Below are 20,168 nucleotides of genomic sequence, written 5' to 3'. Positions count from 1 at the left end.
ATGGCAACGTGGAGAATGGGCCTCCAGGAGGAATACCTGAAGGCGATAGCCGAGGGGGAAAAGAAAATCGAGGGAAGGCTCTACGACGAGAAGAGGCAGAAGATCAGGCCGGGTGACACGATAATCTTCGAAAACAAGCTCATGTGCGTCGTCAAGGATCTGAGGGTCTACTCGTCCTTCAGGGAGATGCTAGAATCGGAGGGCATAGAGAACGTCCTGCCCGGTATTGAGAGCATCGATGACGGCGTTGCTGTGTACCGAAGGTTTTATTCCGAGGAGAAGGAGAAGAAGTACGGTGTGGCGGCGATAGAAGTAGAGCCAGTTGGATGGATGGGGGATGATCAAAATGATGGAAGTTGATGAGGTTATAGGAAAACTGGAAAATCTGAGCTACGAGGAAGCCCTCGCATACTGGATAAGCGGGGAGAAGGAGGAAGCAAAGCTCTACAAAGAACTCGCCGAGAGAGCCAGAGCTCTTGGCTTGGGGGAGAGCATCGTTAAGGTCTTTGAAAAGCTCTCAAAGGACTCCCAGAGACACGCCGAGGAGCTGACGAAGATATTCAGGGAGAGCTTTTCAAGGGAACCGAAGACGGACGTTCCTCCAGTGGAGGTTCTTCCGGTCCTCAGCAAGTTCGAGAGGGCAGATCAGATAAAGGAAGTTCTTGAGGCGGCGATGGAGAGCGAGCTGACGGCCCACAAGGTTTACAGGATTCTCGCCGAGAAGGTGAAGGACGAGAAGCTGAAAGAACTCTACCTCAAGCTCGCGGAGGTTGAGAAGAACCACTACGAGGCCCTGAAGGGCGAATATGAAAAGCTGGGTGATTGAAATGGTCGTGGAAATCCTCAACGAGATAAGGAAGCTGAACGAGAGGGAGCTGTTGAGCTACTGGATAAAGGGGGAATATGAAGAGGCGGAAACCTACTGGATACTGGCCAAGAGGGCCAGAGAACTCGGCCTTCCCAAAGATGTGGTGGACACGTTCAAGAGGCTTGGGGATGAGTCAAAAAGACACGGCGACGAGCTGTACAAGGTCTACCGCGAGAACTATGGAGACAAGCTGGCTGAAGTCAACATAGCGAATGTTGAATCCCTCAACGTTCTCGGAAAGTTCTGGAAGATCGAAGACCTAGAGGATGTCCTCAAAATAGCTATGGAGAGCGAGAAGCTGGCCGAGACGATATATAGAAAGCTCGCTGACGAGTGCAAGAACGAGGAGCTCAAGAAGGTCTATCTAAAATTGGCAAAGGCTGAAAGGGGACACTATGAGGCCCTGAAGGCCCTGGCAATCAAAATGGGAATCACTGAAGAATAAAAGAAAAGTCAAGCCTTTTCCTTCTTCGCGGCCTCCTTCGCCTTCTTCTGCTCCTCGAGCTTCCTCTTTATCTCCTCGACCTCCTCTGGCTTCAGTGGAATAAACCTGTCTTCGTAGTTGTCGTAGCTTGCCAGGAGGAAGTCCTTGCTGAGCTGGAGCGCCCCAGTTGGGCAGACGTCAACGCACTGGCCGCAGTAGATACAACGGGCGGTCCAGAGGGCCACTTTCCTTATCTCGGGCAAGTATACAAAGACCCCAGCCGGGCAGACGTTGACGCACATCCTACAGCCGACGCACTTGTCCACGTTGTAGGTTATCATCCCCCTGAAGTCCTCAGGAATTGGCACCGGCTCCGTCTCTGGAAAGCGGTTGGTCGCTGGCCTCTTGAAGAGGTTCCTGAGTACCACTGGGACGAGGATTGGAGTTTTCACATTATCACCTCCATCGCCATGAGAAGCGAGCCGACCAGAGAGGCAAGGAAGACGTTCTTCCAGAGGAAGTCCACTGCTTGCGTTATCTTCAGCCTTCCCGTTACTGCTCTAAAGATGCTCTGGACGACGAAGAGGAGGGCGAAGACCTTAAGCGTGTGGAAGAGCAGGTCTATAGCGTTCGCTGAGAGGCCAGTAAGCCCGAAGTAGCCCGATATCCCCCAGGGGAAGAATATCGCCACCACGAGAGAGGCTGATATGAATGCCTTTATCGAGTGCGTCAGCTTGAGCAAGGCTAGATACCTTCCGCTGTACTCGACGAGGAGTCCCTCCGCTATCTCCTCCTCGGCATCGGGTATGTTGAAGAACCCGACCTCTATCTCGCTCGCCAGCCAGACGGCGAAGACGTAGAGGAGTATCACAGCTCCTACGAAGCTCATAGGCGTTCCTATCTCCCAGATGTTGTGCTGATAGAAGGTTCCCATGCTGAAGGGCTTATCAACGCCAAGCTTTCCTATGCGCCACATTATGGTGAATATCGCCAGCATCATCGCGGGTTCTCTTGAGACCATTATCGTCGCTTCCCTCGCGGCACCTATCTTGGCGTACGGGTTCCCTGAGCTTATCGCACCGAGCATCTTGAAGAAGCTGATGAGGGTTAGGAGGTAGATGAAGACGATAACATCTCCTTTGCTCGCCAAAATCGGTGTGAATCCCATTGGAGTGTAGGCTAAGAGCGCTATGGCGGTAGCTAAAGCCAGTACTGGAGCAGCCCTGAACATGTAGTTCGCGGTGTTCGGGATTATGGTTTCCTTGCTGGCCAACTTGAGGAAGTCATAAACCGGCTGGAGTATAGGCGGGCCGATCCTCCTCTGCATCCTAGCGACCAGCTTCCTGTCTATCCCCTCCCAGACGAGGGAAGCGAGCGAAACGAAGGCGTAGAGGCCGAGGAGGCCCGCGACCGGGTAGACTATGCCGCTCACCACGTCCATGCTATCACCTCGCACACCCCACTCCAAGCGGGCTCGGGTCGCCCTTGATATCGGGGTTTATCTCGCGCGTCTTCTTTATCGACTCCCTCAGGAGGTCCTTCTCGGTCAGAACTCTCTTCTTCCCGTCCTTCACAACGGCGACCCTGTCCGTACAGCTCAGGCACGGGTCTATTGAGGCAACCGCAACCACGAAGTCCGCCACCTGGTCGCCTATGACTCCCCTAGCAACCGAGAAGAGGTTCGGGAAGGTCGGCTCCCTCGGCTTCCAGCGGAGCGGCTTATCGCTTCCCTTCTTTCCGCGGACGTAGTGTACCAGCTCTCCCCTCGGCGCCTCGTACCTGCCTATTCCCTCTCCGTCAACCATCAGTCTAAGCTTGGCGTAGAGGACGTTGTCCTTCGGGAAGGCCTTTACAGGCCCAGCCGGCATGGCATCAAGGGCATGCTCTATAAGTTCGAGGCTCTGGTAGAGTTCGCCTATCCTGACCGCCATCCTGTCAAAGACGTCCCCCCTCGGCCTCTCCCCGGTTACGTCCTGCGGCATGACCGGCTTTATGCCGAGATCCGGGTAAACCCCAAGCCTCTCGCTCCAGCGGGCGTCGTCCCTTATCCCGCTTCCCCTTCCGGTTGGTCCGACGGCACCCTGCTCCAGGGCAACGCGCTTGCTTATAACAGCTGTGTCCCTGAAACGGGCCTCTATCGTCGGATCGTGGAGGAATGCATCCTCTATCTGCGGGAAGACCTCCCTGTAGTACTTTATCATCTCCTCGATGACTTTCCTCTTCTTCTCGTCTATGTCCCTCCTCACGCCGCCTATCGTGACCATCGAGTAGTTAACACGGTTCCCGGAGACTGCCTCAAGTGTGTCCATGACCTTCTCCCTTGCCAGCCATGTTAGGTGGAGTAACGTATCGTATCCTATGTCGTGGGCCAGAACACCGAGGTTGAGGAGGTGGGAGTGTATCCTCTCAAGCTCGCCGATGATGACCCTTATGTACTCGGCCCTCTCCGGAACTTCTATGCCAGCCGCTTCCTCAACGGCCCTTGTGTAGGTGTGGTTGTGGGAGAAGCTGCATATCCCGCACATCCTCTCGGCGAGGTACATTATTTGAATGTAGTTCCTCCTCAGGGCTATCCACTGGATTCCGCGCAGGTTGTAGCCGAGCTTCACATCCACGTCGACTATCCTTTCACCATCAAGGGTGAGTATGAACTTCTCGGGCTCTTCAAGGCCAGGGTGAATCGGGCCGAAGGGCATCTTGACCCAGTATTCGACCTTTTCGGTCATTTCTTCCCACCCCCTAACAAGTAGGGATGGCCTGCGTTGTGCGCCATCTCATCAGAAACGCCCTTATCATCGAGGCGGAGCGGGTAAATGCCCTCGGGGAAATCATCTGGAAGGAAGAGCTTCCTCTTGTCGGGGGCGCCCTCGAAGTCGAGTCCGACCATCTCCATGCCCTCCCTCTCGAACTGGAGTGCTATAGGGAAGACGTCGCTGATGTCGGGGATCACAGGATCATCCTTAGGGGCGTGGACGTCAACGATGAGTGAAACCGCCGGGGCGTCCCTGTAGTGGAGTACGAGGTGAGCCAGAAAACCCAGCTCCTCCCCCCAGTCCTGCTCGATTCCTATCGAGTAGTGGGCCTCGGGGTCGAGTTCTTTGACGAACCTCATCAGTGCCCTGTAGTCCTCCCTCGGAACCCTCACCCAGACCCTCTGTCTGCCCCATTTGTTGGTCTTCACTTCAACGCTCGCGCTCGGGAAGCGCTCGGCTATTTTCCTCGCTACTTCCTCAGCCTTCGTCGGCTCCCTAACTTCTTCAGCAACAGGATCGTGAACCTCATCAACGGGCATCATTCATCCACCTCCGCGGGGATTTCCCCTTTAATCATCTTAGCAAGCTTCTCCAGGGCTAAAACGACCCCCTGAAGTATCGCCTCAGGCCTCGGCGGGCAGCCCGGGACGTAGACGTCAACGGGGATAATCCTATCGAGCGGCGCGTTCGTGAAGGGACTCTCGTAGAAGACGCCCCCGCCCGTTGGACACGCCCCAACGGCCATGACAATTTTGGGTTCAGGCGTTTGCTCGTAGACGAGCTTCACCCTCTCAAGGCTCTGGTTGGTTACAGGCCCCGTAACGACCAGTATGTCCGCGTGCCTCGGCGAACCAACGAGCTTGACCCCAAAGCGCTCCGCATCGTAGCGTGGAGTTAAGGCCGCTATTATCTCAATGTCGCAGCCGTTACACGAGCCGCTGTTTACGTGGAAGACCCAGGGCGATCTCCCTATAAAGCGGCAGAGCTGGGCTATCCTCCTCTCTAGCCTCTCCCTCTCGGATGGATCCGATTTTTGGTTATTTTGGTTAGCGGGAACGGTTATTGCCATCTCCATTCACCCCCAGATCAACAGAACACCGAGCACGAAGGCCGTCGTAATCACTAGGTAGCTCACGTAGTCGGTGAGCAGGCCGGTGTGGTCTCTCCTGAGCACGGTGAAGAAGTTCTTGAGGGCGTAGGTTAGGCCCCACATGACGTTCCTTCCCGTGTAGTGGCCCTCAAGGTGTTCGAAGCCCGGGATAACCTTTTCTGGATCCTCGCCGCTGATGAATATCTTCGTTCCGTCCCCGACTTCCCTCGTCCCCATACCGCTCCTCTTTGCCCATTGGTCGAGGAGGTAAGCCAGGATGAGCCCGATGATAAAGACGAAGACGAAGTAGAGGGCATCCCAGTAGCCGAACATCATCCCACCCCCATTATGGTCGCTACGTACCCAAGCTGGTTTTCGAGGGCTTTGGCCGCTGGAATCATGACTCTGTCGCTTATCTGCCACGGGAAGAGCCCCATGACGATTATGGCTAAAACTAGGATTATCATCGGCCAGAGCATTGTCGCCTCCGGATCTCTAGCGTTCATTGCCTTTCCACTCGGCTTTCCGAAGAATGTGTAGAGAACCCTGACGTAGGCCGCTGTACAGAAGGCAGTGCCGATTATCGCTATCGCACCAACGACGGGGTTGAAGATAGCAGAGCTCTCGTAGATGAGCCACTTGCTCGCGAAGCCGTTCAGCGGGGGCATTCCTATTATCGCCGCTGCGCCGATGAGGAAGGCGAAAGTGGTTTTGGGCATGGTTTTCGCTAAACCGCTCAGCTCGTTGAGGTTCCTCGTCCCGAGTTCGTGTATGACGACCCCGGCTATGAGGAAGAGGAGGGCCTTCATGAGGGCGTGGTTAAAGGTGTGGTAGACCGCTCCCGCCAGCGCGATCTCTCCGGTTCTGCTTCCATAAGCCGCTAAGCCTATTCCAATGCCGAGGAGGATGTAGCCTATCTGCCCGACGGAGGAGTAGGCCAAAAGCCTCTTCATGTCGGTCTGAATGACCGCCATCGCGTTGCCGATTATCAGCGTAAGGCAGGCGAAGATTATGATCACCCAGCCGACCGTCTTCATGCTTATACTGGCTCCGTAGATGCTGAAGAGTATCCTCGTTAGGGCGTAGACACCGCCTATCTTGATGACCAGGCCGGAGAGCATAGCAGAGATCGAGCTGGGAGCGGCAGGATGGGCATCGGCGAGCCACATGTGAACCGGCGATGCACCGCTCTTGAAGAGCAGTCCCGCGATGAAGAAGGCTAAGGCGACCTTGGCGACTACGGTTGGGTTCTGGGACAGCTTGACAGCGAGGTAACCCATCGTCAGCGTTCCGTACTGGCCGTAGAGGAGGGCTATCCCGAGGAGCACGAAGCTACTCGCTATTGAGCCGACGAACATGTACTTTATGCCCGCCTCGATGCCCTCCCAGGTGTCGTTCCTGAAAGCCACCAGCGCGTAGCTGGCTATGCTCATTATCTCAAGGAAGACGTAGAAGTTGAAGAGATCTCCTGTTATCGCTATGCCGAGCATTCCAAGCTCGAGGATCAGGATTAGGGTGTAGTACTTGTCCAAACCGGTGTCGTGCTTCATGTACCCGAGTGAATAGACCACCGCCAGGAACGCCACTAGTGTCACCATGAGCACCATCAACGCAGAGAGCAGGTCGACCTCCCAGACTATCCTTATCGGGAAGTCAGCCTTGCCGAAGGGACTCTTAGCGCCGAGAGTGTAGAGAATCGGGCCGTTTTCGTAGACCGTGTAGAAGACCGCGGAGCCAACGATTAGGGTTATTCCCGAGATTATGACCGCCCATGCCTCCCTGGCCTTCCTCCCCGCCAGGCTGACTATTGGCATCGAGAACGCCCCAAAGAGCGGGACGATTATGAGGTAGGGTAAGATTGTCTCGCCGTTCATCCCCTCAACCTCCTCAGGGCTCTCACATCAAGGGTTCCGTAGTGTCTGTATGCGTTTATCGTCAGGGCAACCGCTAGGGAAAGCACACAGACGCCGATGACTATGCTCGTGAGGACGAGCGCCTGCGGCAATGGTCCAACCATCGGGCTTTTGAGGGTCTCGTAGCCTGTGTAGATCGGCGCCGTTGGGAGCTCGTTGAGCTCCATTCTATAGCCGAGGCTGATGAGTAGCAGGTGAATCCCCGAGTCTATGATGTCCAAAGCCAAGATCAGCTTGAGCAGGTTCCTCTTCGCTAGGAACGCATAGATTCCAAGGGATATCATGAGGAAGGCGACAATGAACTGGAACTGGATCACTCCTTCCACCTCCTCCAGAGGGCTATGGCCGCTAGGGCACTCACCAAGCCAGTGAAGACCTTCAATCCAACGGCGAGGTTCATTATCGGCAGGAACCCGGCTGAGAGCAGTGTTCCCGGTTTTCCATTGAGAACCGGCCCGCTGTGCCAGAGGGTATTGTAGAAGAACGCAGTCCCTATGCCGAGCATCGCCACGCCGAGAAAGGCCAGTCCTCCAATCCCTTCTAGGGCCGAGTAGAGGCTCTTGCTGTAGTGCTTCTTCATCTCGCCGAGTCCGAAGGCTATCAGGAACAGTATTCCCGCTCCAGCTATCGTCGCTCCCCCCTGGAAGCCGCCACCTGGCGTCAGGTGCCCGTGGGAGACTATGTAGGCTCCGAAGATGCCTATCAGGGGTATCGTCGTCCTCGCTATCGTTCTGACTATGAGCCCCATGTCACCGTTTTCACCCGGCCTGCAGGTCATTCCTCATCCCTCCTCCAAGGCCTGAGAAGAGCCACCGCCCCAGCTATGGCTGTGAAGAGAACGGTCGCTTCTCCAAGGGTATCGTAGCCACGGTAGTCGAACACTATGTCGGTAACGATGTTGGTACCGCCGACTTCCTCAACGCCGTGGGTTATGTAGTAGTTGTCGGTGTAGCGGTACTTCAGCCAGTCTTCTCCGCCCGGCCCGAACTTCAGACCGTAGTCCGGGTTCGCGATGTAGAGGAGCGCGCCGAGTATGAACAGGAGTGAAAGATAAGCGAGGGTTCTCTTCATGGTACCTCACGCTCCCATCTCTCCGTTTTTGCGATGCCGTAGACAACAACGGCAGTAACAACGCCTGCTCCAACGGCGGCCTCGGCTATGGCAACGTCAGGAGCATGTAGGGTGTAGAACTCAAGGCTTAGGAGCAAGCTCATCGCTGCCGAAGCCAGGGCAGCTGAGAGGAGGTCGCGGTAGCGTATCGTGAGGTAAGCCGTGATGAGAACCCCCGTGAGTATTATGGCCTGTATGATCATGTCCATGTCAACGGCGTTCATTCGGAACCACCTCCGAGCTTTTCCTCGTAGGCATCAACAACGGCCCTAGCAGGCTTGACCCCGCTTAGATGTGCAGCCTTGGCTATCGCGTGCGCCCCCGTTGGGTTCGTGAGGAGGAGGGCTATCAAAGCCACAACGCTGTGAAGCGCCATTTGGAGGTACTTTGAGTCGCCGGTCTTGTGAAGCTGGTAGAGGGCGTGGGTTATGACGGCGAAGACCGCGAATATCGTCCCAAAAGTAGTGCATTTAGTTGCACCGTGGAGCCTTGTATAAACGTCGGGGAAGCGGATGAGGGCGAAGCTCCCCAGGAGGTTGAACGTAACGCTTATTCCAAGGAAGACGTAGATGAGCGCCTCAACGTAGTTCATGCCAGTCCCCCCTGGAGGTACTTCGCTATCACCAGAGTTCCTATGTAGCTCAGAAGGGCGTAGACTATCGCGATGTCAATGTATATCGTCCTGTCGTAGGCCGCTCCAAGGAGAACCATGCCGGCAACAACGAGGGTGTTGAGTGTATCAACTCCAACTACCCTGTCGGGAACGGTTGGGCCGAGTATCAGCCTCAGCACAGAGATAAGACCCGCTATCCCAACGAGAACCGTTGCGTAGAAGAAGGCCATCATCTTCCCAGCCTCCTCGCCCATTTTTCAAACGGTCCTGCAACCGGCTCCGAGCTTCCGGGACTCTCAAGTCCCTCCGGGATGTTGATCCAGTGAACGTAGAGGGCCTTTTCATCCGGGCAGGCGTCTATCGTAAGGGTTCCTGGGGTGAGGGTTATCGAGTTGCTCATTATGGTGTACTGGGCGTCATTCTCGAGGTCAACTGGGACACGGACTATTCCCGGCCTTATCCTTCCGGTTATGACACGGTAAGCGACGTCGAAGTTTGCCTTCACCATTCCCCAGAATAGAACTGGGGCGTAGACAATCCCAAGCAACCATTTCACAGGGTTCAGGAAGCGCGTGGAGTCCTCGCCCACGATGTCTCTGGTTGCGTAACCTATTGTTGCCGCGAATATAAGTCCAGCAACGAGTTCCTCTGTGCTCCACAGTAGTCCTTTGCTCCCCGCTGTTAAGGCCAGCCAAGCGATGTACGCAAAGAGGAACGCCACTATGAACGGCAAACTACCACCTCCAGATGAAACGTTTTCAGCACCTCTCACTCTCGATTTCTCTTTCTGCTTAAAACGCTTTTCTTAAGCTTTTGTTTGGCAAGAGAAGGTATTAAACAGCTTGTTTTAAACCAAAGGTTTAGAACTGATTTTCAGAGGGAAATGCCGTTATACCCGTCTGCGAAGACTGGCAGGTTTGAAGAGGAGGCCGAGAACAAAGAGCAGGGAAAATATCAGAACGACCCCCAGGAGAGCACCTCCAGTAAGAGCGTAAGACAGAAAAAGAACGTAGCGAAAGAGCACTATGATGAGGGGCACGAAGAGAATAACGAGGATAACCTTGAAGTCTTCGACAAAGGAGCGAACCTTCCTTCCGAGCCCCATATTTTAGAAAATGGCAAAAGAGGTTAAATAAGTTACTGGGGCATCAGAGCCTCCCGTTCTCCCTAAGCCACTCACCGTACTTGACGAGGGCGTAGACTGCATCGACGCCGTCTTCCACCGTCTCATAGACGGGGACGCCCTTCATCTCGATGTTCCTGGCCATCTTGTGCGGGTAGTCCCCACCCGGGGCGACGAAGACTATAGGCTTGCCGTAGGCCTTCATCCTCTCCATGGCCTCAACGATCCCCTCGTCCAAAGCGGGACTCTGGAAGAGGGCTATGACGACGAGCAGGTCAACGTTTGGATCCTCCAGTGCGTAGCGCATTGCCACCTCGTACCTGCTTGACGGCGCGTCTCCAATGATGTCGATCGGGTTCTTGTAGCTCATGTGCTCCGGGAGCTTTCCTTCCTCGATGGACTTCCTGAACTTCTCGTTGGTCTCATCGCTGAGTTCTGCGAGCTTCATGCCCCTTTCGAGCAGGCCGTCGCTCATCATAACACCGGCACCACCGCCGTTCGTAACTATGGCCACGCGGTTGCCCTTTGCCGGGCTCTGCATCGCCAATGCTTTCGCGTAGTTGAACAGCTGTCTCATGCTTTTGGCCTCTAAAACGCCGGTCTGCTCGAAGGCCGCCTGGTATATCTTGTAAGCTCCGGCGAGTGAACCGGTGTGAGAAGCGGCGGCCTTAGCTCCTGCCTCAGTCCTCCCGCTCTTGAGAACTATGATGGGCTTCTTCAGGGTTACCTCCTTAGCAGTGTTGAAGAACTTCCTGCCGTCCTTAACACCCTCGATGTAGCCGGTTATGACGCCGGTCTTGGGATCGTCGCCGAGATATCTCATGAAGTCGCTCTCGTCCAGATCAGCCATGTTTCCGAGGCTTATGAACTTGCTCATCCCTATCCTCTCGCGGGCGGCCCAGTCGAGGATTGCAGCTCCAAAGGCGCCGCTCTGGCTCATGAAGGCGACCTTTCCGAAGGGCGGCCTGGCCTGCCTCTCAGGTGGATTGAAGTTGCAGTCGAAGCCGTTCTCAAGGTTGGTGACGCCGAGGCAGTTCGGACCGACGACCCTTATTCCCCACTTCTTGGCCCTCTTAACGAGCTCCTCTTCAAGATCTGCCCTTCCAGCCTCCTTGAAGCCGGCGGAAATTACGACGGCGGCCTTAACCCCCTTCTCGCCGCACTCGTCTATGACATCGGGCACGAACCTGGCCGGAACGGCTATGACGGCGACCTCAACCTCGTCGGGAATCTCCTTAACGCTCCTGTAAACCGGGAACTTCTTTCCGTTGACCTCTATCTCGCCGCCCTTCACGTTGACGGGGTAGACCTTTCCATCGTAGCGGAGGGTTATGGAACGCATTATCGCGTTTCCAACCTTCCCGGGCACGTTCGATGCCCCGATGACCGCGACGCTCTTGGGGTAAAACAGGAAGTCCAGGTTCTCGGCCATGGCAACCACCTCCGAAGGTTTTTCGGGAATTTGTATTTAAGCCTTCCTCCCCTACTGGATGCACCCACGAATATGGATATTTTGTCCATCAGGGGTTCTAAAGGGGAGGGGAACTTTACATATATAAAGGTTGCTCCCCCAAGGGCGGCAAAAGAGTTATATTACCGAACGCTCAAAGGATCGTTAGAGCGTTTAAATTGGTGATGCCAATGGCGAAGGTGAAAGTGATTACCGACCCGGAAGTTATTAAACTCATGCTGGAGGACACCAGAAGGAGGATACTGGCCCTCCTGAGGGACAGGGAGATGACAATCTCCCAGCTCAGCGAGATACTGGGGAAGACCCCCCAGACGATCTACCACCACATCGAGAAGCTCAAGGAGGCTGGATTAGTTGAGGTCAAGAGGACGGAGATGAAGGGCAACCTCGTCGAGAAGTACTACGGGAGAACGGCGGATGCCTTCTACATTAACCTCTACCTAGGCGACGAGGAGCTGCGCTACTTCGCCCGCTCCAGGCTCAAGACGAAGCTGGAGATATTCAAGGCCCTGGGTTATGAGTTCAACGACGAAGAGCTGCTCAACGTGATGGACGAGCTGCTCAAGAAGGAGCACGAGTACAAGACGGATATCTCCAAGGAGATAGAGGAGAACGAAGAAAAATTAAAGGATTTCTCCAATGAAGATATAATCCACGCAATAGAGTGGCTCTCCATGGCCCGCATGGGCAGGGATGAGGAAGTTATGGCCCTCCTCAGGAAGTTGGGGGAGATACTGAAGAGGTAGAGGAGGAAGCGATGCGCTATGGGTAAGGGTATAAGACTGCTCGTATTGGACGTTCTCAAGCCCCACCAGCCGATAGTTACGGAGCTCGCCCTGGGACTCAGCGAACTCGAGGGGGTGGAAGGGGTCAACATAACCCTCGTTGAGATCGATAAGGAGACGGAGAACGTCAAGATAACCGTCGTCGGCGACAACCTCGACTACGATGAGATAGTTCAGACCATAGAGGAGTTCGGCGGCGTCGTCCACAGCATAGACATGGTGGCGGCCGGAAAGAGGATAGTCGAGGAGGAGGAGACCCCGCAGGACAAGCTGGAGGAGTACTGAGAGAGGTAAATCAACATGCGCGAGGTCCTGATAATCACGAGCCCCGAGGCAGTGAAGGTGCTCTCCGAGCCCACCAGATTTTCCATTCTGAAGCTCCTTAGACAGAGGCCCATGACGATAAAGGAGCTGAGCGAAGCCCTCTCCAAAGACAGAACGACGGTCTACAGGCACATAAAAGCGCTCGAAGGAGTGGGGTTAGTGGAGGAGATAGACGACACTGGGGGAGAGAGGGTCTACTCAAGAACCGCCAGGATGTTCCTCATTAAGGTCGAACCGGACGAGAGCATTGAGGAGTTCAGACAGTCCTACCTCCAGGTCGAGGCGGAGAAGCTCGTACAGGTGCTTGAAAAGGCTGGATTTAACATAAAAAACAGAGAAAAACTCAAGAAGCTCGCCGCGGAAGTCCTCAACGAGATAGAACTTAGATCCCAGCCGATAATAAAGAGGGTCTCCGAGGCCGAGGTGGAGCTGACCGAGGTGGAGCTCTTCCACCTTCTCAACATGCTCGTCTTCCTCCAGAGCTGCGAGCTTTGTAACCTGGCCAAGGAAGTGAGGGATCTCATCAGATTGTAGCCCTCCCCCTACCTTTTGAGCCAATCGTTACACTGTGTTGCAGTTCTGAGTTAGTATTTAATGTCCCGTTATGAACTTCAATGAACAATGATGGCAACCCTTAAATATTTCACCACCGGTGATACACTTGGGCAACCGGTACATTTCAAGCCACGTAGACAAGACTGGCGGGTGAAGACGTATGGGAATTAGGAAAACTGCCGCGGTGCTGATTGTGGTTCTGGTCGCGCTGGGGATCTCTGCGGTTCCTGCCGGCGCAGCCAAATACTCTAGCCTTGAAGACGGTGGCGTCATAATGCAGGCGTTCTACTGGGACGTCCCAGGTGGCGGAATATGGTGGGACACCATCAGGAGCAAGATACCCGAATGGTACGACGCAGGGATATCGGCGATATGGATTCCCCCGGCCAGCAAGGGCATGAGCGGGAATTCATCAATGGGCTACGATCCTTACGATTTCTTCGATCTTGGCGAATACTACCAGAAGGGAACCGTCGAGACGCGCTTCGGCTCAAAACAGGAGCTTGTTGACATGATAAACACCGCCCACTCCTACGGCATAAAGGTCATAGCCGACATCGTCATAAACCACCGCGCCGGCGGAGACCTCGAGTGGAACCCCTTCGTCGGGGACTACACCTGGACGGACTTCTCCAAAGTGGCTTCAGGAAAGTACACTGCTAACTACGAGGACTTCCACCCCAACGAGGTCAAGTGCTGCGACGAGGGCACCTTCGGAGGCTTCCCCGACATAGCCCACGAGAAGAGCTGGGACCAGTACTGGCTCTGGGCGAGCGACGAGAGCTACGCTGCCTACCTCAGAAGCATCGGCGTTGACGCCTGGCGCTTCGACTATGTCAAGGGCTACGGAGCCTGGGTCGTCAAGGACTGGCTGAGCTGGTGGGGCGGCTGGGCCGTAGGTGAGTACTGGGACACGAACGTCGATGCCCTCCTCAGCTGGGCCTACGACAGCAATGCCAAAGTCTTCGACTTCCCGCTCTACTACAAGATGGACGAGGCCTTCGACAACAATAACATCCCCGCGCTAGTCTCTGCACTCCAGAACGGGGGAACCGTCGTCTCCCGCGACCCATTTAAGGCGGTTACCTTCGTCGCCAATCACGACACGGACATAATCTGGAACAAGTATCCGGCCTACGCATTCATCCTCACCTACGAAGGCCAGCCGGTTATATTCTACCGCGATTATGAAGAATGGCTCAACAAGGACAGGCTCAACAACTTAATCTGGATACATGAACACCTCGCTGGGGGCAGTACCAAGATACTCTATTACGACAGCGACGAGCTGATATTCGAAAGAGAGGGCTACGGCGACAAACCGGGCCTCATAACATATATCAATCTTGGAAGCGACTGGACTGAGCGCTGGGTCAACGTCGGGAGCAAGTTCGCCGGCTACACGATCCACGAGTACACCGGCAATCTAGGAGGCTGGGTCGACCGCTACGTCCAGTACGACGGCTGGGTCAAGCTGACCGCCCCACCCTACGATCCGGCCAACGGATATTACGGCTACTCCATCTGGAGCTACGCGGGGGTTGGGTGATAGCTTCTTTCTCATTTTTCATTCTGAGGGAAGAGAATAAAAATCAGAACTCCTCCACCCACCTCACGGCCTTTGGAACTTTTTTGACCACTTCCAGAGCGGTAAAGTTCTCCCCCGTCTCTTCCTTCACCATATCACCCGCAAGCCCGTTGAGGAACGCCCCAACCGAAGCGGCCCTCAGTGGTGAATTTCCGAGAGCAAGAAGGGCGCCAACGATGCCCGCCAAAACGTCCCCCGTTCCACCGGTCGTCATGCCCCTGTTGCCTGTCTTGTTGTACCTCCAGGTTTTTCCGTCGCTTATGATGTCATAATGGCCTTTAAGCAGGATCGTTCCCCCAACAGTCTTTGCTTTCTCCATGACGAGCTTCGCTTTCTCTTCAAGATCTCCTTCGGGCTTCTCTCCGAACAGTATCCTGAACTCGCCGGCGTGGGGGGTCAGGATGAAGGTTTTGCCTTTAAGAACACCTGGATCTTCGACGAGGGCTTTCAGGGCATCGGCATCAACAACTAGAGGCTTCTCACACCGCTTTACGAATTCCCTCACGAAGACCTTGGCCTCCTCAGCCAGACCGATTCCAGGGCCTATTATGACCGCATCCACATTTCGGGCCAGTTCGAGAACCCTATCCCCGTGCTCAGGAGTGAAGTTTCTCCCCTCAACGGGCCTCAGAATTAAGTCCGGGTCGCCTATCCTCCTCGCCGAATACTCCGGCATCGCGAGGTACACAAGATCGACGAGGTAGGAAGCTGCTTTCGCCGCGAGATACGGCGCTCCAAAGTAGTCTTCGCTACCGCCAATCACGAGGAGCTTCCCGTTCTGCCCCTTGTGCTCGCCTTTCTTTCTGAGCGCGAACTTGGCATCGCCGGGCCCAACGAGGTGGTAGAGCTCCCTTGGATACCCTATCTTCGCTATGACGCGCTCAAAGCCTTGATATTCCTCCTTGTCCCACTGAAAGGTAACGGCAAAGTCGGCCTTAACGCGAATTCCACTAGGATAGCCGCTTGGGAGGTCAACGCTCACTATTTTTGCTTTTCCAGCGTACTCGTTTATCTTCTCGACGGCACTTCTTATCGGCTCCCTCGGCTCACCCCTCGTTCCAGCCCCGAGGAGTGCATCCACTATGACGTCAAAGCCCGAAAGGTCGAGGGACTTAATGTAGGATGAGTCTTTAAGAACCTGAATTTTCACGAAGTCAAGTCCTTTTAGGATTTCCCAGTTGTGCTTCGCTTCCTCGCTCCTTATCTTCGCCTCGTCGCCGACGAGGAAGAGGGTAACGTCGTTCTCGAAGCTGAGGTGCCGAGCGACAACGAAGCCATCTCCGCCGTTGTTTCCAGTTCCGGAGAAGACCGCGATCTTAAGTCCATCACCAAACCGCTCCTCTATCGTCCTCGCGACCCCAGCGCCGGCGTTCTCCATGAGCTGAACCGGGGAAATCCCGAGCCACTTAGCGTTTATATCCCAGATGTAAACGTCCTCGATGCGCATGATGACCACCCAAAAATAGGTTTGTAAGGAGATGTAAAAAGCTAACTCACGAGTCTTTAATTTATGGATGTGCTAATGGTATTGTTATGCTTTCCCTTATTCCCCACCACAGGAGGAGTAGTACGAGGCGATGCTGATGAGCATCGTACCGATTACGAAGATCGCGACTATCGTGTCCAGCCCTCCCATCTGGGAGTATCCAAAGAAAGGGGCATAGCAGAGTTTCGTTGTTGCGCATATTAGCCTTCGAATCTCGTAGTAAATGAGAAGGAAACCTGTGAGGAATAGTAGTGTAAAGCTAAGTGCGATTTTTTTGATGGTTCTCTCAATACCGTCGCACGCCATTGGCACCGCCTAGATTCTTACGCCTTCAAAGTATATTAATGTTTACCCCTTCAATTTCTTGCCGTGAGCGACAAGGTCTTTAAAATTAAAGTTAAAATTTACCGTGTTGATGGTCAGATTTTGCTGTGATAAAAGCGATCAAGAACACCGGGGAATACCACAGGAGCGCCCATACTAAAAATGGGACATACCCATAAGTCCAGCCGCCGGTAAGAAGCCCCACGACCGCAGATGGGAACTCAAAGATGATTGTAAGCACTACATAAATTTTGGGCAGAATGGTTCCTCCCAATCTCCCGTTAAAGAGCAGAACAGCCAGCTCAATCGCCCCCATTAAAGCTACGTAGATCATCAGTGTCCAGGACGGGATCTTTGTGAAGATCCAGAAGTTGTACATCACCGTGAGAAAGAGGGGATAACCAAAGGCGAGAATCCTCAAAGAAAGTCTGAACAGAAAAAGGAATTTGGAATGTTCCTCCATGTCCTCACCCCCACAGTAACAGTGTCAGATTTCTAACAGGTATGTTGATACATGCTTATATATGTTCCTAAGCTCACATTCGGACAACCCTCAAAGCCCTCTTATAGTCCCCCTCCGAGTACAGCACGAGGTAGACCTTCTCAAGGCCCTTCGCTTCCCTTTCAAACTCCTCGACGACCTCCCTGAATGTCTTTACTACCTCCTCGAGCGGACAGCCATAGATGCCGGCACTTACCGCCGGAAAGGCTATGCTCTTAACGCCGAGCTCCTCCGCTTTTCTGAGAGCCCCCAGTATGGCCTTCCTCAGCTTCTCCTTCTTCTCATCGTCCCAGACCCCGCCGCAGTATGGCCCGACCGTGTGGATGACGTAGCGGATGCCGTACTCCTCGAGCCTCATCCCGGGAGTTACAACGACCTCACCATGCTCGATGAAATCCTTTCCCACCTGCTCGCGCATCGCTTTCTTGCTTATCCTGATGTACTCCCTCGGATTTCCGGCGGCGGCCTTTGCTATGGCGTAGGCTACCCCTCCACCGTGCTCAAGATACTTGTTGGCGGCGTTGACTATCGCTTCAGCTGGAAAGCGGGTTATATCACCCCTGACGACTTCAAGTCCCATAGCCTCCACCACCATGCGAAGGTCTTTTTTTGATTTATCTCTTTTGTAGGGAAATCCTTAATCTTTTCCTGGGTTTTTTTGATGAACACTATAAGACACTAACGTTGTCGTTTCGACAAAAATCTATATATACTGCTTTGTTCATAACACTATATTGAGTGCTCGTTAGGGCTATCGATAAAATAGGTTCTTGGAGGTCGTCCAAGTGGCAGGAAAAAAACGAATGAGCAAGGAGCTCATCGATCTCGCAATGGAAATTGGCGGTGAAGAGGCAGTCGAAGTAGTTAAGATTCTCCAGAAAAAGAAGGACATAACGGACGAAGAGCTCGCCGAGATAACAGAGATACGAATAAACACCATCAGAAAAGTCCTCTACACACTCTACGACCTTGGACTGGCTGACTTCAAAAGGATACGCGACAAGGAGACCGGATGGTACTATTACTACTGGAACCTCGACCTCAGGAGGCTCCCAGAGATCATCAGGGAAAGAAAAATGGAGGAGCTCAAAAAGCTCAGGGAGATGCTGGAAGAGGAATCAGGGGAGATATACTACTGGTGCGGCACACCGGGACACCCGAGGCTGACCTTTGATGAGGCCATGGAGTACGAGTTCCAGTGTCCTCTCTGCGGCAACATACTCATGCAGCATGACAACAGTGCCATAGTGGAGGATCTCAAAAAGAGGATAGAAGAGCTCGAAATAGAGCTTGGACTGAGGGAGAAGCCCAAAGCCAAGAAGAGCTCGAAGTCCAAATCCAGGAAGTCAAAGAAGACTTCCAAGTCAAAGGCCGCCGAAGCGGTCGCATGAATGGTCTCTTAATGAACTTCGGGGATGGTGGGAATGCAAGAGCTTATTATTCCTGAGAAGGTTTATGGAGATAGGAGCGGTTTTTCCAAGCTCGATAGAAAGCTCAAGGCCCTCCTTGGTGATCTTGACGTCGGTTGGAAGCTCTCAGCAGTAAGCAAGAACTGGGTTAAGGTAGCACTTGAAGGTGAGGACGAGGAGATAAGTGCGAACCTCGTCAGGGAGGAGTTCGGCGAAATTCCAGTGAGCCTCCGCTCGGTTGAAGAAGGAAAAGTTTACAGGGGAAAACTAATAGACCTCGGAAAGGTCGGCTACGGTGCCTACGTTGATATAGGCATCCTGAGGCCGAGGCCTAAAGATGCCCTCCTGCCACTCTACTACTTAAAGAAGACGTTCGAGGAAAAACCCGTGAGGGAGCTCATAAGGGAGCTCGGGTGGATAGACTACCACCCGCTGGAGGTTGAGGTCACCGAAGTTGAGTTCGGGGCTCGGGAAGTTGAGGTGAAACTGAGCGATGCCCAGCTGAAGCGCATTAGGGGCTGGCTGGAGGACGGTCACGACAAGCTGTTCATAACCGGAACGGTCAGTGAGAACGTTGAAAGGGCCCTCATAGAGACGGGACACGGGCGGGACGTGAAGAGGATAGAAGAGCTCGGCCTCATGGAGACGCTGCTCGTACTCAAGAAGGGAACTCAAGCCCCGGGCATAATCAAGGAGATAGGGCCCAGACTGAAGGGCACCCTGATGGGAGCCATTAAGTTCTGAGAACCCGCTCCCTCACCCTTCTGCTTTCTATGTTCCTAAGGTGGTAGACCATTCTGACCGATAGAACTGTGAGTATGAGGACTTCGTAGGGTACAAGTTCGGGGTTGAGAAAGATACCAACCCCGTACGCCAGTAGGAGAAGGATCAGGAAGGGAGTCGGCCCCTTCGTGTTTCTGAGCACCATGCGAATCTGCTTCACCTTAAAGATAAGGATATACCCAAGGAGAAGGAGGGGGAGGAGGGCCTGAAGAAAAACCGTTCTAAGCGGTGGAAGCAAAGGAGAAAACTCCAGGAGAAACCCTACCCGTCCCAGCAGAAACAGACCGAGAACGACCAGGGTCAGGTAAGCGGCGTTTCTCTTCTTTCGCGGGAAAGTCAGAATGAAGGCGAATGGAAGTGCGATGGCCCATGGCTGGGCGGCTATTGCAACCAGAGTGAGAAGAGACAGGAGGAACGTTTGGAGGGCCGCAATGATGGGGTTTGGAGAAAAGACAAGAGAAGTGGCCAGGCTGAGAGACAGCACGAATGCAGTCAGGCCGAATATCTCCTGGCTGGGCGGGTATATCAGGGATCTGAAAAACGGCATCGAAAACAGCATGCCGAACGTCAGAAAGCCAAGATCCCTGGAGTGCCTTGGGGCGGTGTAGAAGAGGCCGCTCACAAGGAGGAGGAGGGTGTATACGTAGATTCCGAACGCGGTTTCACTGGATACACTCAGATTCCGGATTCCCAGTTTTAGAAGGGCATCGTTGATGCTGGAGACAAAACCTTGGGGAGGCTGAGGACTCGAATTGACAACCCAGACGGCCACCAGCGAGATTGCGAGGAGGTAGAAGACTTCTGAATACTCCCCTCCCGTTCCAAGGGAGTGCATGAAGGCAATTATTGTAATGATTACCGCCCCCGCGAAGAGAAGAACCGCTTTCAATGGAAAGGCTCCGCTTTCCACACCTGAGACCTGCATTTGGAGGAGTTCAGGTGATAGGCCCACACCTCCAAGCAGTAGGGCGAACGAAGCCAAAACAACAGAGGATTTAACTGCCCAGCCCATTCCATCCCCCAGGGTGTCTGGGAAAAAGACGTTAA

Annotated in this window: 29 protein-coding genes; 9 read left to right on the top strand and 20 right to left on the bottom strand. The window is 54.0% G+C overall.

What is annotated here, in order from left to right:
• The 3 genes from A3L09_RS01730 to A3L09_RS01720 are packed head-to-tail and all read left to right on the top strand — an operon-like array spanning position 1 to position 1,313.
• Positions 1-360 carry an ASCH domain-containing protein gene (locus tag A3L09_RS01730; protein ID WP_088857340.1) on the top strand — a complete coding sequence of 120 codons (360 nt, stop codon included), beginning with the start codon at positions 1-3 and terminating at the stop codon, positions 358-360.
• Positions 338-826, top strand: coding sequence for a ferritin-like domain-containing protein (locus A3L09_RS01725; protein ID WP_088857339.1), 489 nt, complete (start codon positions 338-340; stop codon positions 824-826). Before A3L09_RS01730 ends, A3L09_RS01725 begins: the two co-directional genes overlap by 23 nt.
• A 1-nt stretch (position 827) precedes the next feature.
• Positions 828-1,313, top strand: a complete 486-nt coding sequence (locus A3L09_RS01720; protein WP_088857338.1) for a ferritin-like domain-containing protein — start codon at positions 828-830, stop codon at positions 1,311-1,313.
• 8 nt (positions 1,314-1,321) lie between these two features.
• On the opposite strand, the gene A3L09_RS01715 is transcribed toward A3L09_RS01720, so the two are convergent.
• The 16 genes from A3L09_RS01715 to A3L09_RS01640 form a co-directional block, all read right to left on the bottom strand.
• Positions 1,322-1,744 (bottom strand): 4Fe-4S binding protein, encoded by a 423-nt coding sequence (locus A3L09_RS01715; protein WP_088857337.1) that lies wholly within the window; start codon positions 1,742-1,744, stop codon positions 1,322-1,324.
• A complete protein-coding gene (locus tag A3L09_RS01710; protein WP_088857336.1) occupies positions 1,741-2,733 on the bottom strand; it encodes a respiratory chain complex I subunit 1 family protein in 993 nt (330 codons plus the stop codon). Before A3L09_RS01710 ends, A3L09_RS01715 begins: the two co-directional genes overlap by 4 nt.
• A gap of 4 nt (positions 2,734-2,737) precedes the next feature.
• Complete coding sequence (locus tag A3L09_RS01705; RefSeq protein WP_088857335.1) at positions 2,738-4,018, bottom strand: hydrogenase large subunit; 1,281 nt, start codon at positions 4,016-4,018, stop codon at positions 2,738-2,740.
• Positions 4,015-4,584: an NADH-quinone oxidoreductase subunit C gene (locus A3L09_RS01700; RefSeq protein WP_394335189.1), complete on the bottom strand. Its 570-nt coding sequence runs from the start codon at positions 4,582-4,584 to the stop codon at positions 4,015-4,017. The genes A3L09_RS01705 and A3L09_RS01700 overlap by 4 nt, the downstream gene beginning before the upstream one ends.
• A complete protein-coding gene (locus tag A3L09_RS01695; RefSeq protein ID WP_088858948.1) occupies positions 4,584-5,114 on the bottom strand; it encodes an NADH-quinone oxidoreductase subunit B family protein in 531 nt (176 codons plus the stop codon). Before A3L09_RS01695 ends, A3L09_RS01700 begins: the two co-directional genes overlap by 1 nt.
• Positions 5,115-5,120: 6 nt before the next feature.
• Complete coding sequence (locus tag A3L09_RS01690; RefSeq protein ID WP_088857333.1) at positions 5,121-5,468, bottom strand: hydrogenase; 348 nt, start codon at positions 5,466-5,468, stop codon at positions 5,121-5,123.
• Positions 5,468-7,009 carry a proton-conducting transporter transmembrane domain-containing protein gene (locus A3L09_RS01685; RefSeq protein ID WP_088857332.1) on the bottom strand — a complete coding sequence of 514 codons (1,542 nt, stop codon included), beginning with the start codon at positions 7,007-7,009 and terminating at the stop codon, positions 5,468-5,470. Before A3L09_RS01685 ends, A3L09_RS01690 begins: the two co-directional genes overlap by 1 nt.
• Positions 7,006-7,365 (bottom strand): NADH-quinone oxidoreductase subunit K, encoded by a 360-nt coding sequence (locus tag A3L09_RS01680; protein ID WP_088857331.1) that lies wholly within the window; start codon positions 7,363-7,365, stop codon positions 7,006-7,008. The genes A3L09_RS01685 and A3L09_RS01680 overlap by 4 nt, the downstream gene beginning before the upstream one ends.
• A complete protein-coding gene (locus tag A3L09_RS01675; protein ID WP_232473557.1) occupies positions 7,362-7,826 on the bottom strand; it encodes a Na(+)/H(+) antiporter subunit B in 465 nt (154 codons plus the stop codon). Before A3L09_RS01675 ends, A3L09_RS01680 begins: the two co-directional genes overlap by 4 nt.
• Positions 7,823-8,119 (bottom strand): hydrogen gas-evolving membrane-bound hydrogenase subunit E, encoded by a 297-nt coding sequence (gene mbhE, locus A3L09_RS01670; protein WP_088857330.1) that lies wholly within the window; start codon positions 8,117-8,119, stop codon positions 7,823-7,825. The genes A3L09_RS01675 and mbhE overlap by 4 nt, the downstream gene beginning before the upstream one ends.
• Entirely contained in the window at positions 8,116-8,382 is a 267-nt protein-coding gene (locus A3L09_RS01665; RefSeq protein WP_088857329.1) for a hydrogenase subunit MbhD domain-containing protein, read from the bottom strand. The genes mbhE and A3L09_RS01665 overlap by 4 nt, the downstream gene beginning before the upstream one ends.
• Positions 8,379-8,750 carry a monovalent cation/H(+) antiporter subunit G gene (mnhG, locus tag A3L09_RS01660; RefSeq protein WP_088857328.1) on the bottom strand — a complete coding sequence of 124 codons (372 nt, stop codon included), beginning with the start codon at positions 8,748-8,750 and terminating at the stop codon, positions 8,379-8,381. The genes A3L09_RS01665 and mnhG overlap by 4 nt, the downstream gene beginning before the upstream one ends.
• The gene (locus A3L09_RS01655) at positions 8,747-9,001 is read right to left on the bottom strand and encodes a cation:proton antiporter (RefSeq protein ID WP_088858946.1); all 255 of its coding nucleotides are present in this window, start codon (positions 8,999-9,001) and stop codon (positions 8,747-8,749) included. Before A3L09_RS01655 ends, mnhG begins: the two co-directional genes overlap by 4 nt.
• A complete protein-coding gene (locus tag A3L09_RS01650; protein WP_088857327.1) occupies positions 9,001-9,504 on the bottom strand; it encodes a monovalent cation/H+ antiporter subunit E in 504 nt (167 codons plus the stop codon). Before A3L09_RS01650 ends, A3L09_RS01655 begins: the two co-directional genes overlap by 1 nt.
• A 156-nt stretch (positions 9,505-9,660) precedes the next feature.
• Entirely contained in the window at positions 9,661-9,876 is a 216-nt protein-coding gene (locus A3L09_RS10815; protein ID WP_157727178.1) for a hypothetical protein, read from the bottom strand.
• Positions 9,877-9,919: 43 nt separating this feature from the next.
• On the bottom strand, positions 9,920-11,326 hold the full coding sequence (locus A3L09_RS01640; RefSeq protein WP_088857325.1) for an acetate--CoA ligase family protein: 1,407 nt from the start codon (positions 11,324-11,326) through the stop codon (positions 9,920-9,922).
• 209 nt (positions 11,327-11,535) lie between these two features.
• Between A3L09_RS01640 and A3L09_RS01635 the strand changes: the two genes are divergently transcribed.
• The 4 genes from A3L09_RS01635 (at position 11,536) to A3L09_RS01620 (ending at position 14,578) form a co-directional block, all read left to right on the top strand.
• The gene (locus A3L09_RS01635; RefSeq protein WP_088857324.1) at positions 11,536-12,111 is read left to right on the top strand and encodes a winged helix-turn-helix domain-containing protein; all 576 of its coding nucleotides are present in this window, start codon (positions 11,536-11,538) and stop codon (positions 12,109-12,111) included.
• Positions 12,112-12,129: 18 nt separating this feature from the next.
• On the top strand, positions 12,130-12,435 hold the full coding sequence (locus tag A3L09_RS01630) for a DUF211 domain-containing protein (RefSeq protein WP_088857323.1): 306 nt from the start codon (positions 12,130-12,132) through the stop codon (positions 12,433-12,435).
• A 15-nt stretch (positions 12,436-12,450) separates the two neighbouring features.
• The gene (locus A3L09_RS01625; RefSeq protein WP_088857322.1) at positions 12,451-13,008 is read left to right on the top strand and encodes an ArsR/SmtB family transcription factor; all 558 of its coding nucleotides are present in this window, start codon (positions 12,451-12,453) and stop codon (positions 13,006-13,008) included.
• A 181-nt stretch (positions 13,009-13,189) separates the two neighbouring features.
• Positions 13,190-14,578: an alpha-amylase gene (locus tag A3L09_RS01620; RefSeq protein WP_088857321.1), complete on the top strand. Its 1,389-nt coding sequence runs from the start codon at positions 13,190-13,192 to the stop codon at positions 14,576-14,578.
• A gap of 43 nt (positions 14,579-14,621) precedes the next feature.
• On the opposite strand, the gene A3L09_RS01615 is transcribed toward A3L09_RS01620, so the two are convergent.
• The 3 genes from A3L09_RS01615 to A3L09_RS01600 all read right to left on the bottom strand — a co-directional run bounded on the left by A3L09_RS01615 (position 14,622) and on the right by A3L09_RS01600 (position 17,509).
• Positions 14,622-16,064, bottom strand: a complete 1,443-nt coding sequence (locus A3L09_RS01615) for an NAD(P)H-hydrate dehydratase (RefSeq protein ID WP_088857320.1) — start codon at positions 16,062-16,064, stop codon at positions 14,622-14,624.
• A gap of 436 nt (positions 16,065-16,500) precedes the next feature.
• Positions 16,501-16,890, bottom strand: coding sequence for a hypothetical protein (locus A3L09_RS01605; RefSeq protein WP_088857318.1), 390 nt, complete (start codon positions 16,888-16,890; stop codon positions 16,501-16,503).
• A 73-nt stretch (positions 16,891-16,963) separates the two neighbouring features.
• Entirely contained in the window at positions 16,964-17,509 is a 546-nt protein-coding gene (locus A3L09_RS01600; protein WP_088857317.1) for a [protein ADP-ribosylglutamate] hydrolase, read from the bottom strand.
• 223 nt (positions 17,510-17,732) lie between these two features.
• Between A3L09_RS01600 and tfe the strand changes: the two genes are divergently transcribed.
• Entirely contained in the window at positions 17,733-18,320 is a 588-nt protein-coding gene (gene tfe, locus A3L09_RS01595; protein WP_232473601.1) for a transcription factor E, read from the top strand.
• Positions 18,321-18,353: 33 nt separating this feature from the next.
• Positions 18,354-19,082: a DUF2110 family protein gene (locus tag A3L09_RS01590; protein WP_088857315.1), complete on the top strand. Its 729-nt coding sequence runs from the start codon at positions 18,354-18,356 to the stop codon at positions 19,080-19,082.
• Here the strand turns inward: A3L09_RS01590 and A3L09_RS01585 are convergent.
• On the bottom strand, positions 19,072-20,133 hold the full coding sequence (locus A3L09_RS01585) for a hypothetical protein (RefSeq protein WP_157727177.1): 1,062 nt from the start codon (positions 20,131-20,133) through the stop codon (positions 19,072-19,074). The genes A3L09_RS01590 and A3L09_RS01585 overlap by 11 nt on opposite strands.
• Positions 20,134-20,168 lie beyond the last annotated feature (35 nt).

The sequence above is a fragment of the Thermococcus profundus genome, assembly GCF_002214585.1.
In the GTDB taxonomy this organism is placed as follows: Archaea; Methanobacteriota_B; Thermococci; order Thermococcales; family Thermococcaceae; genus Thermococcus; species Thermococcus profundus.
Note: the sequence above shows the minus strand (reverse complement) of the source record. Positions and strands in the feature narration are given on the sequence as shown.

What these genes read in the sequence shown, in the direction of transcription:
- tfe (WP_232473601.1), top strand. Translation starts at nt 17,733, where the DNA reads ATGAGCAAGGAGCTCATCGATCTCGCAATGGAAATTGGCGGTGAAGAG.
- A3L09_RS01700 (WP_394335189.1), bottom strand. Translation starts at nt 4,584, where the DNA reads ATGCCCGTTGATGAGGTTCACGATCCTGTTGCTGAAGAAGTTAGGGAG.
- A3L09_RS01675 (WP_232473557.1), bottom strand. Translation starts at nt 7,826, where the DNA reads ATGACCTGCAGGCCGGGTGAAAACGGTGACATGGGGCTCATAGTCAGA.
- mbhE (WP_088857330.1), bottom strand. Translation starts at nt 8,119, where the DNA reads ATGAAGAGAACCCTCGCTTATCTTTCACTCCTGTTCATACTCGGCGCG.
- A3L09_RS01710 (WP_088857336.1), bottom strand. Translation starts at nt 2,733, where the DNA reads ATGGACGTGGTGAGCGGCATAGTCTACCCGGTCGCGGGCCTCCTCGGC.
- A3L09_RS10815 (WP_157727178.1), bottom strand. Translation starts at nt 9,876, where the DNA reads ATGGGGCTCGGAAGGAAGGTTCGCTCCTTTGTCGAAGACTTCAAGGTT.
- A3L09_RS01615 (WP_088857320.1), bottom strand. Translation starts at nt 16,064, where the DNA reads ATGCGCATCGAGGACGTTTACATCTGGGATATAAACGCTAAGTGGCTC.
- A3L09_RS01605 (WP_088857318.1), bottom strand. Translation starts at nt 16,890, where the DNA reads ATGGAGGAACATTCCAAATTCCTTTTTCTGTTCAGACTTTCTTTGAGG.
- A3L09_RS01695 (WP_088858948.1), bottom strand. Translation starts at nt 5,114, where the DNA reads ATGGCAATAACCGTTCCCGCTAACCAAAATAACCAAAAATCGGATCCA.
- A3L09_RS01640 (WP_088857325.1), bottom strand. Translation starts at nt 11,326, where the DNA reads ATGGCCGAGAACCTGGACTTCCTGTTTTACCCCAAGAGCGTCGCGGTC.
- A3L09_RS01725 (WP_088857339.1), top strand. Translation starts at nt 338, where the DNA reads ATGATCAAAATGATGGAAGTTGATGAGGTTATAGGAAAACTGGAAAAT.
- A3L09_RS01590 (WP_088857315.1), top strand. Translation starts at nt 18,354, where the DNA reads ATGCAAGAGCTTATTATTCCTGAGAAGGTTTATGGAGATAGGAGCGGT.
- mnhG (WP_088857328.1), bottom strand. Translation starts at nt 8,750, where the DNA reads ATGAACTACGTTGAGGCGCTCATCTACGTCTTCCTTGGAATAAGCGTT.
- A3L09_RS01635 (WP_088857324.1), top strand. Translation starts at nt 11,536, where the DNA reads ATGGCGAAGGTGAAAGTGATTACCGACCCGGAAGTTATTAAACTCATG.
- A3L09_RS01600 (WP_088857317.1), bottom strand. Translation starts at nt 17,509, where the DNA reads ATGGGACTTGAAGTCGTCAGGGGTGATATAACCCGCTTTCCAGCTGAA.
- A3L09_RS01625 (WP_088857322.1), top strand. Translation starts at nt 12,451, where the DNA reads ATGCGCGAGGTCCTGATAATCACGAGCCCCGAGGCAGTGAAGGTGCTC.
- A3L09_RS01685 (WP_088857332.1), bottom strand. Translation starts at nt 7,009, where the DNA reads ATGAACGGCGAGACAATCTTACCCTACCTCATAATCGTCCCGCTCTTT.
- A3L09_RS01585 (WP_157727177.1), bottom strand. Translation starts at nt 20,133, where the DNA reads ATGGGCTGGGCAGTTAAATCCTCTGTTGTTTTGGCTTCGTTCGCCCTA.
- A3L09_RS01665 (WP_088857329.1), bottom strand. Translation starts at nt 8,382, where the DNA reads ATGAACGCCGTTGACATGGACATGATCATACAGGCCATAATACTCACG.
- A3L09_RS01705 (WP_088857335.1), bottom strand. Translation starts at nt 4,018, where the DNA reads ATGACCGAAAAGGTCGAATACTGGGTCAAGATGCCCTTCGGCCCGATT.
- A3L09_RS01690 (WP_088857333.1), bottom strand. Translation starts at nt 5,468, where the DNA reads ATGTTCGGCTACTGGGATGCCCTCTACTTCGTCTTCGTCTTTATCATC.
- A3L09_RS01630 (WP_088857323.1), top strand. Translation starts at nt 12,130, where the DNA reads ATGGGTAAGGGTATAAGACTGCTCGTATTGGACGTTCTCAAGCCCCAC.
- A3L09_RS01730 (WP_088857340.1), top strand. Translation starts at nt 1, where the DNA reads ATGGCAACGTGGAGAATGGGCCTCCAGGAGGAATACCTGAAGGCGATA.
- A3L09_RS01655 (WP_088858946.1), bottom strand. Translation starts at nt 9,001, where the DNA reads ATGGCCTTCTTCTACGCAACGGTTCTCGTTGGGATAGCGGGTCTTATC.
- A3L09_RS01720 (WP_088857338.1), top strand. Translation starts at nt 828, where the DNA reads ATGGTCGTGGAAATCCTCAACGAGATAAGGAAGCTGAACGAGAGGGAG.
- A3L09_RS01620 (WP_088857321.1), top strand. Translation starts at nt 13,190, where the DNA reads ATGGGAATTAGGAAAACTGCCGCGGTGCTGATTGTGGTTCTGGTCGCG.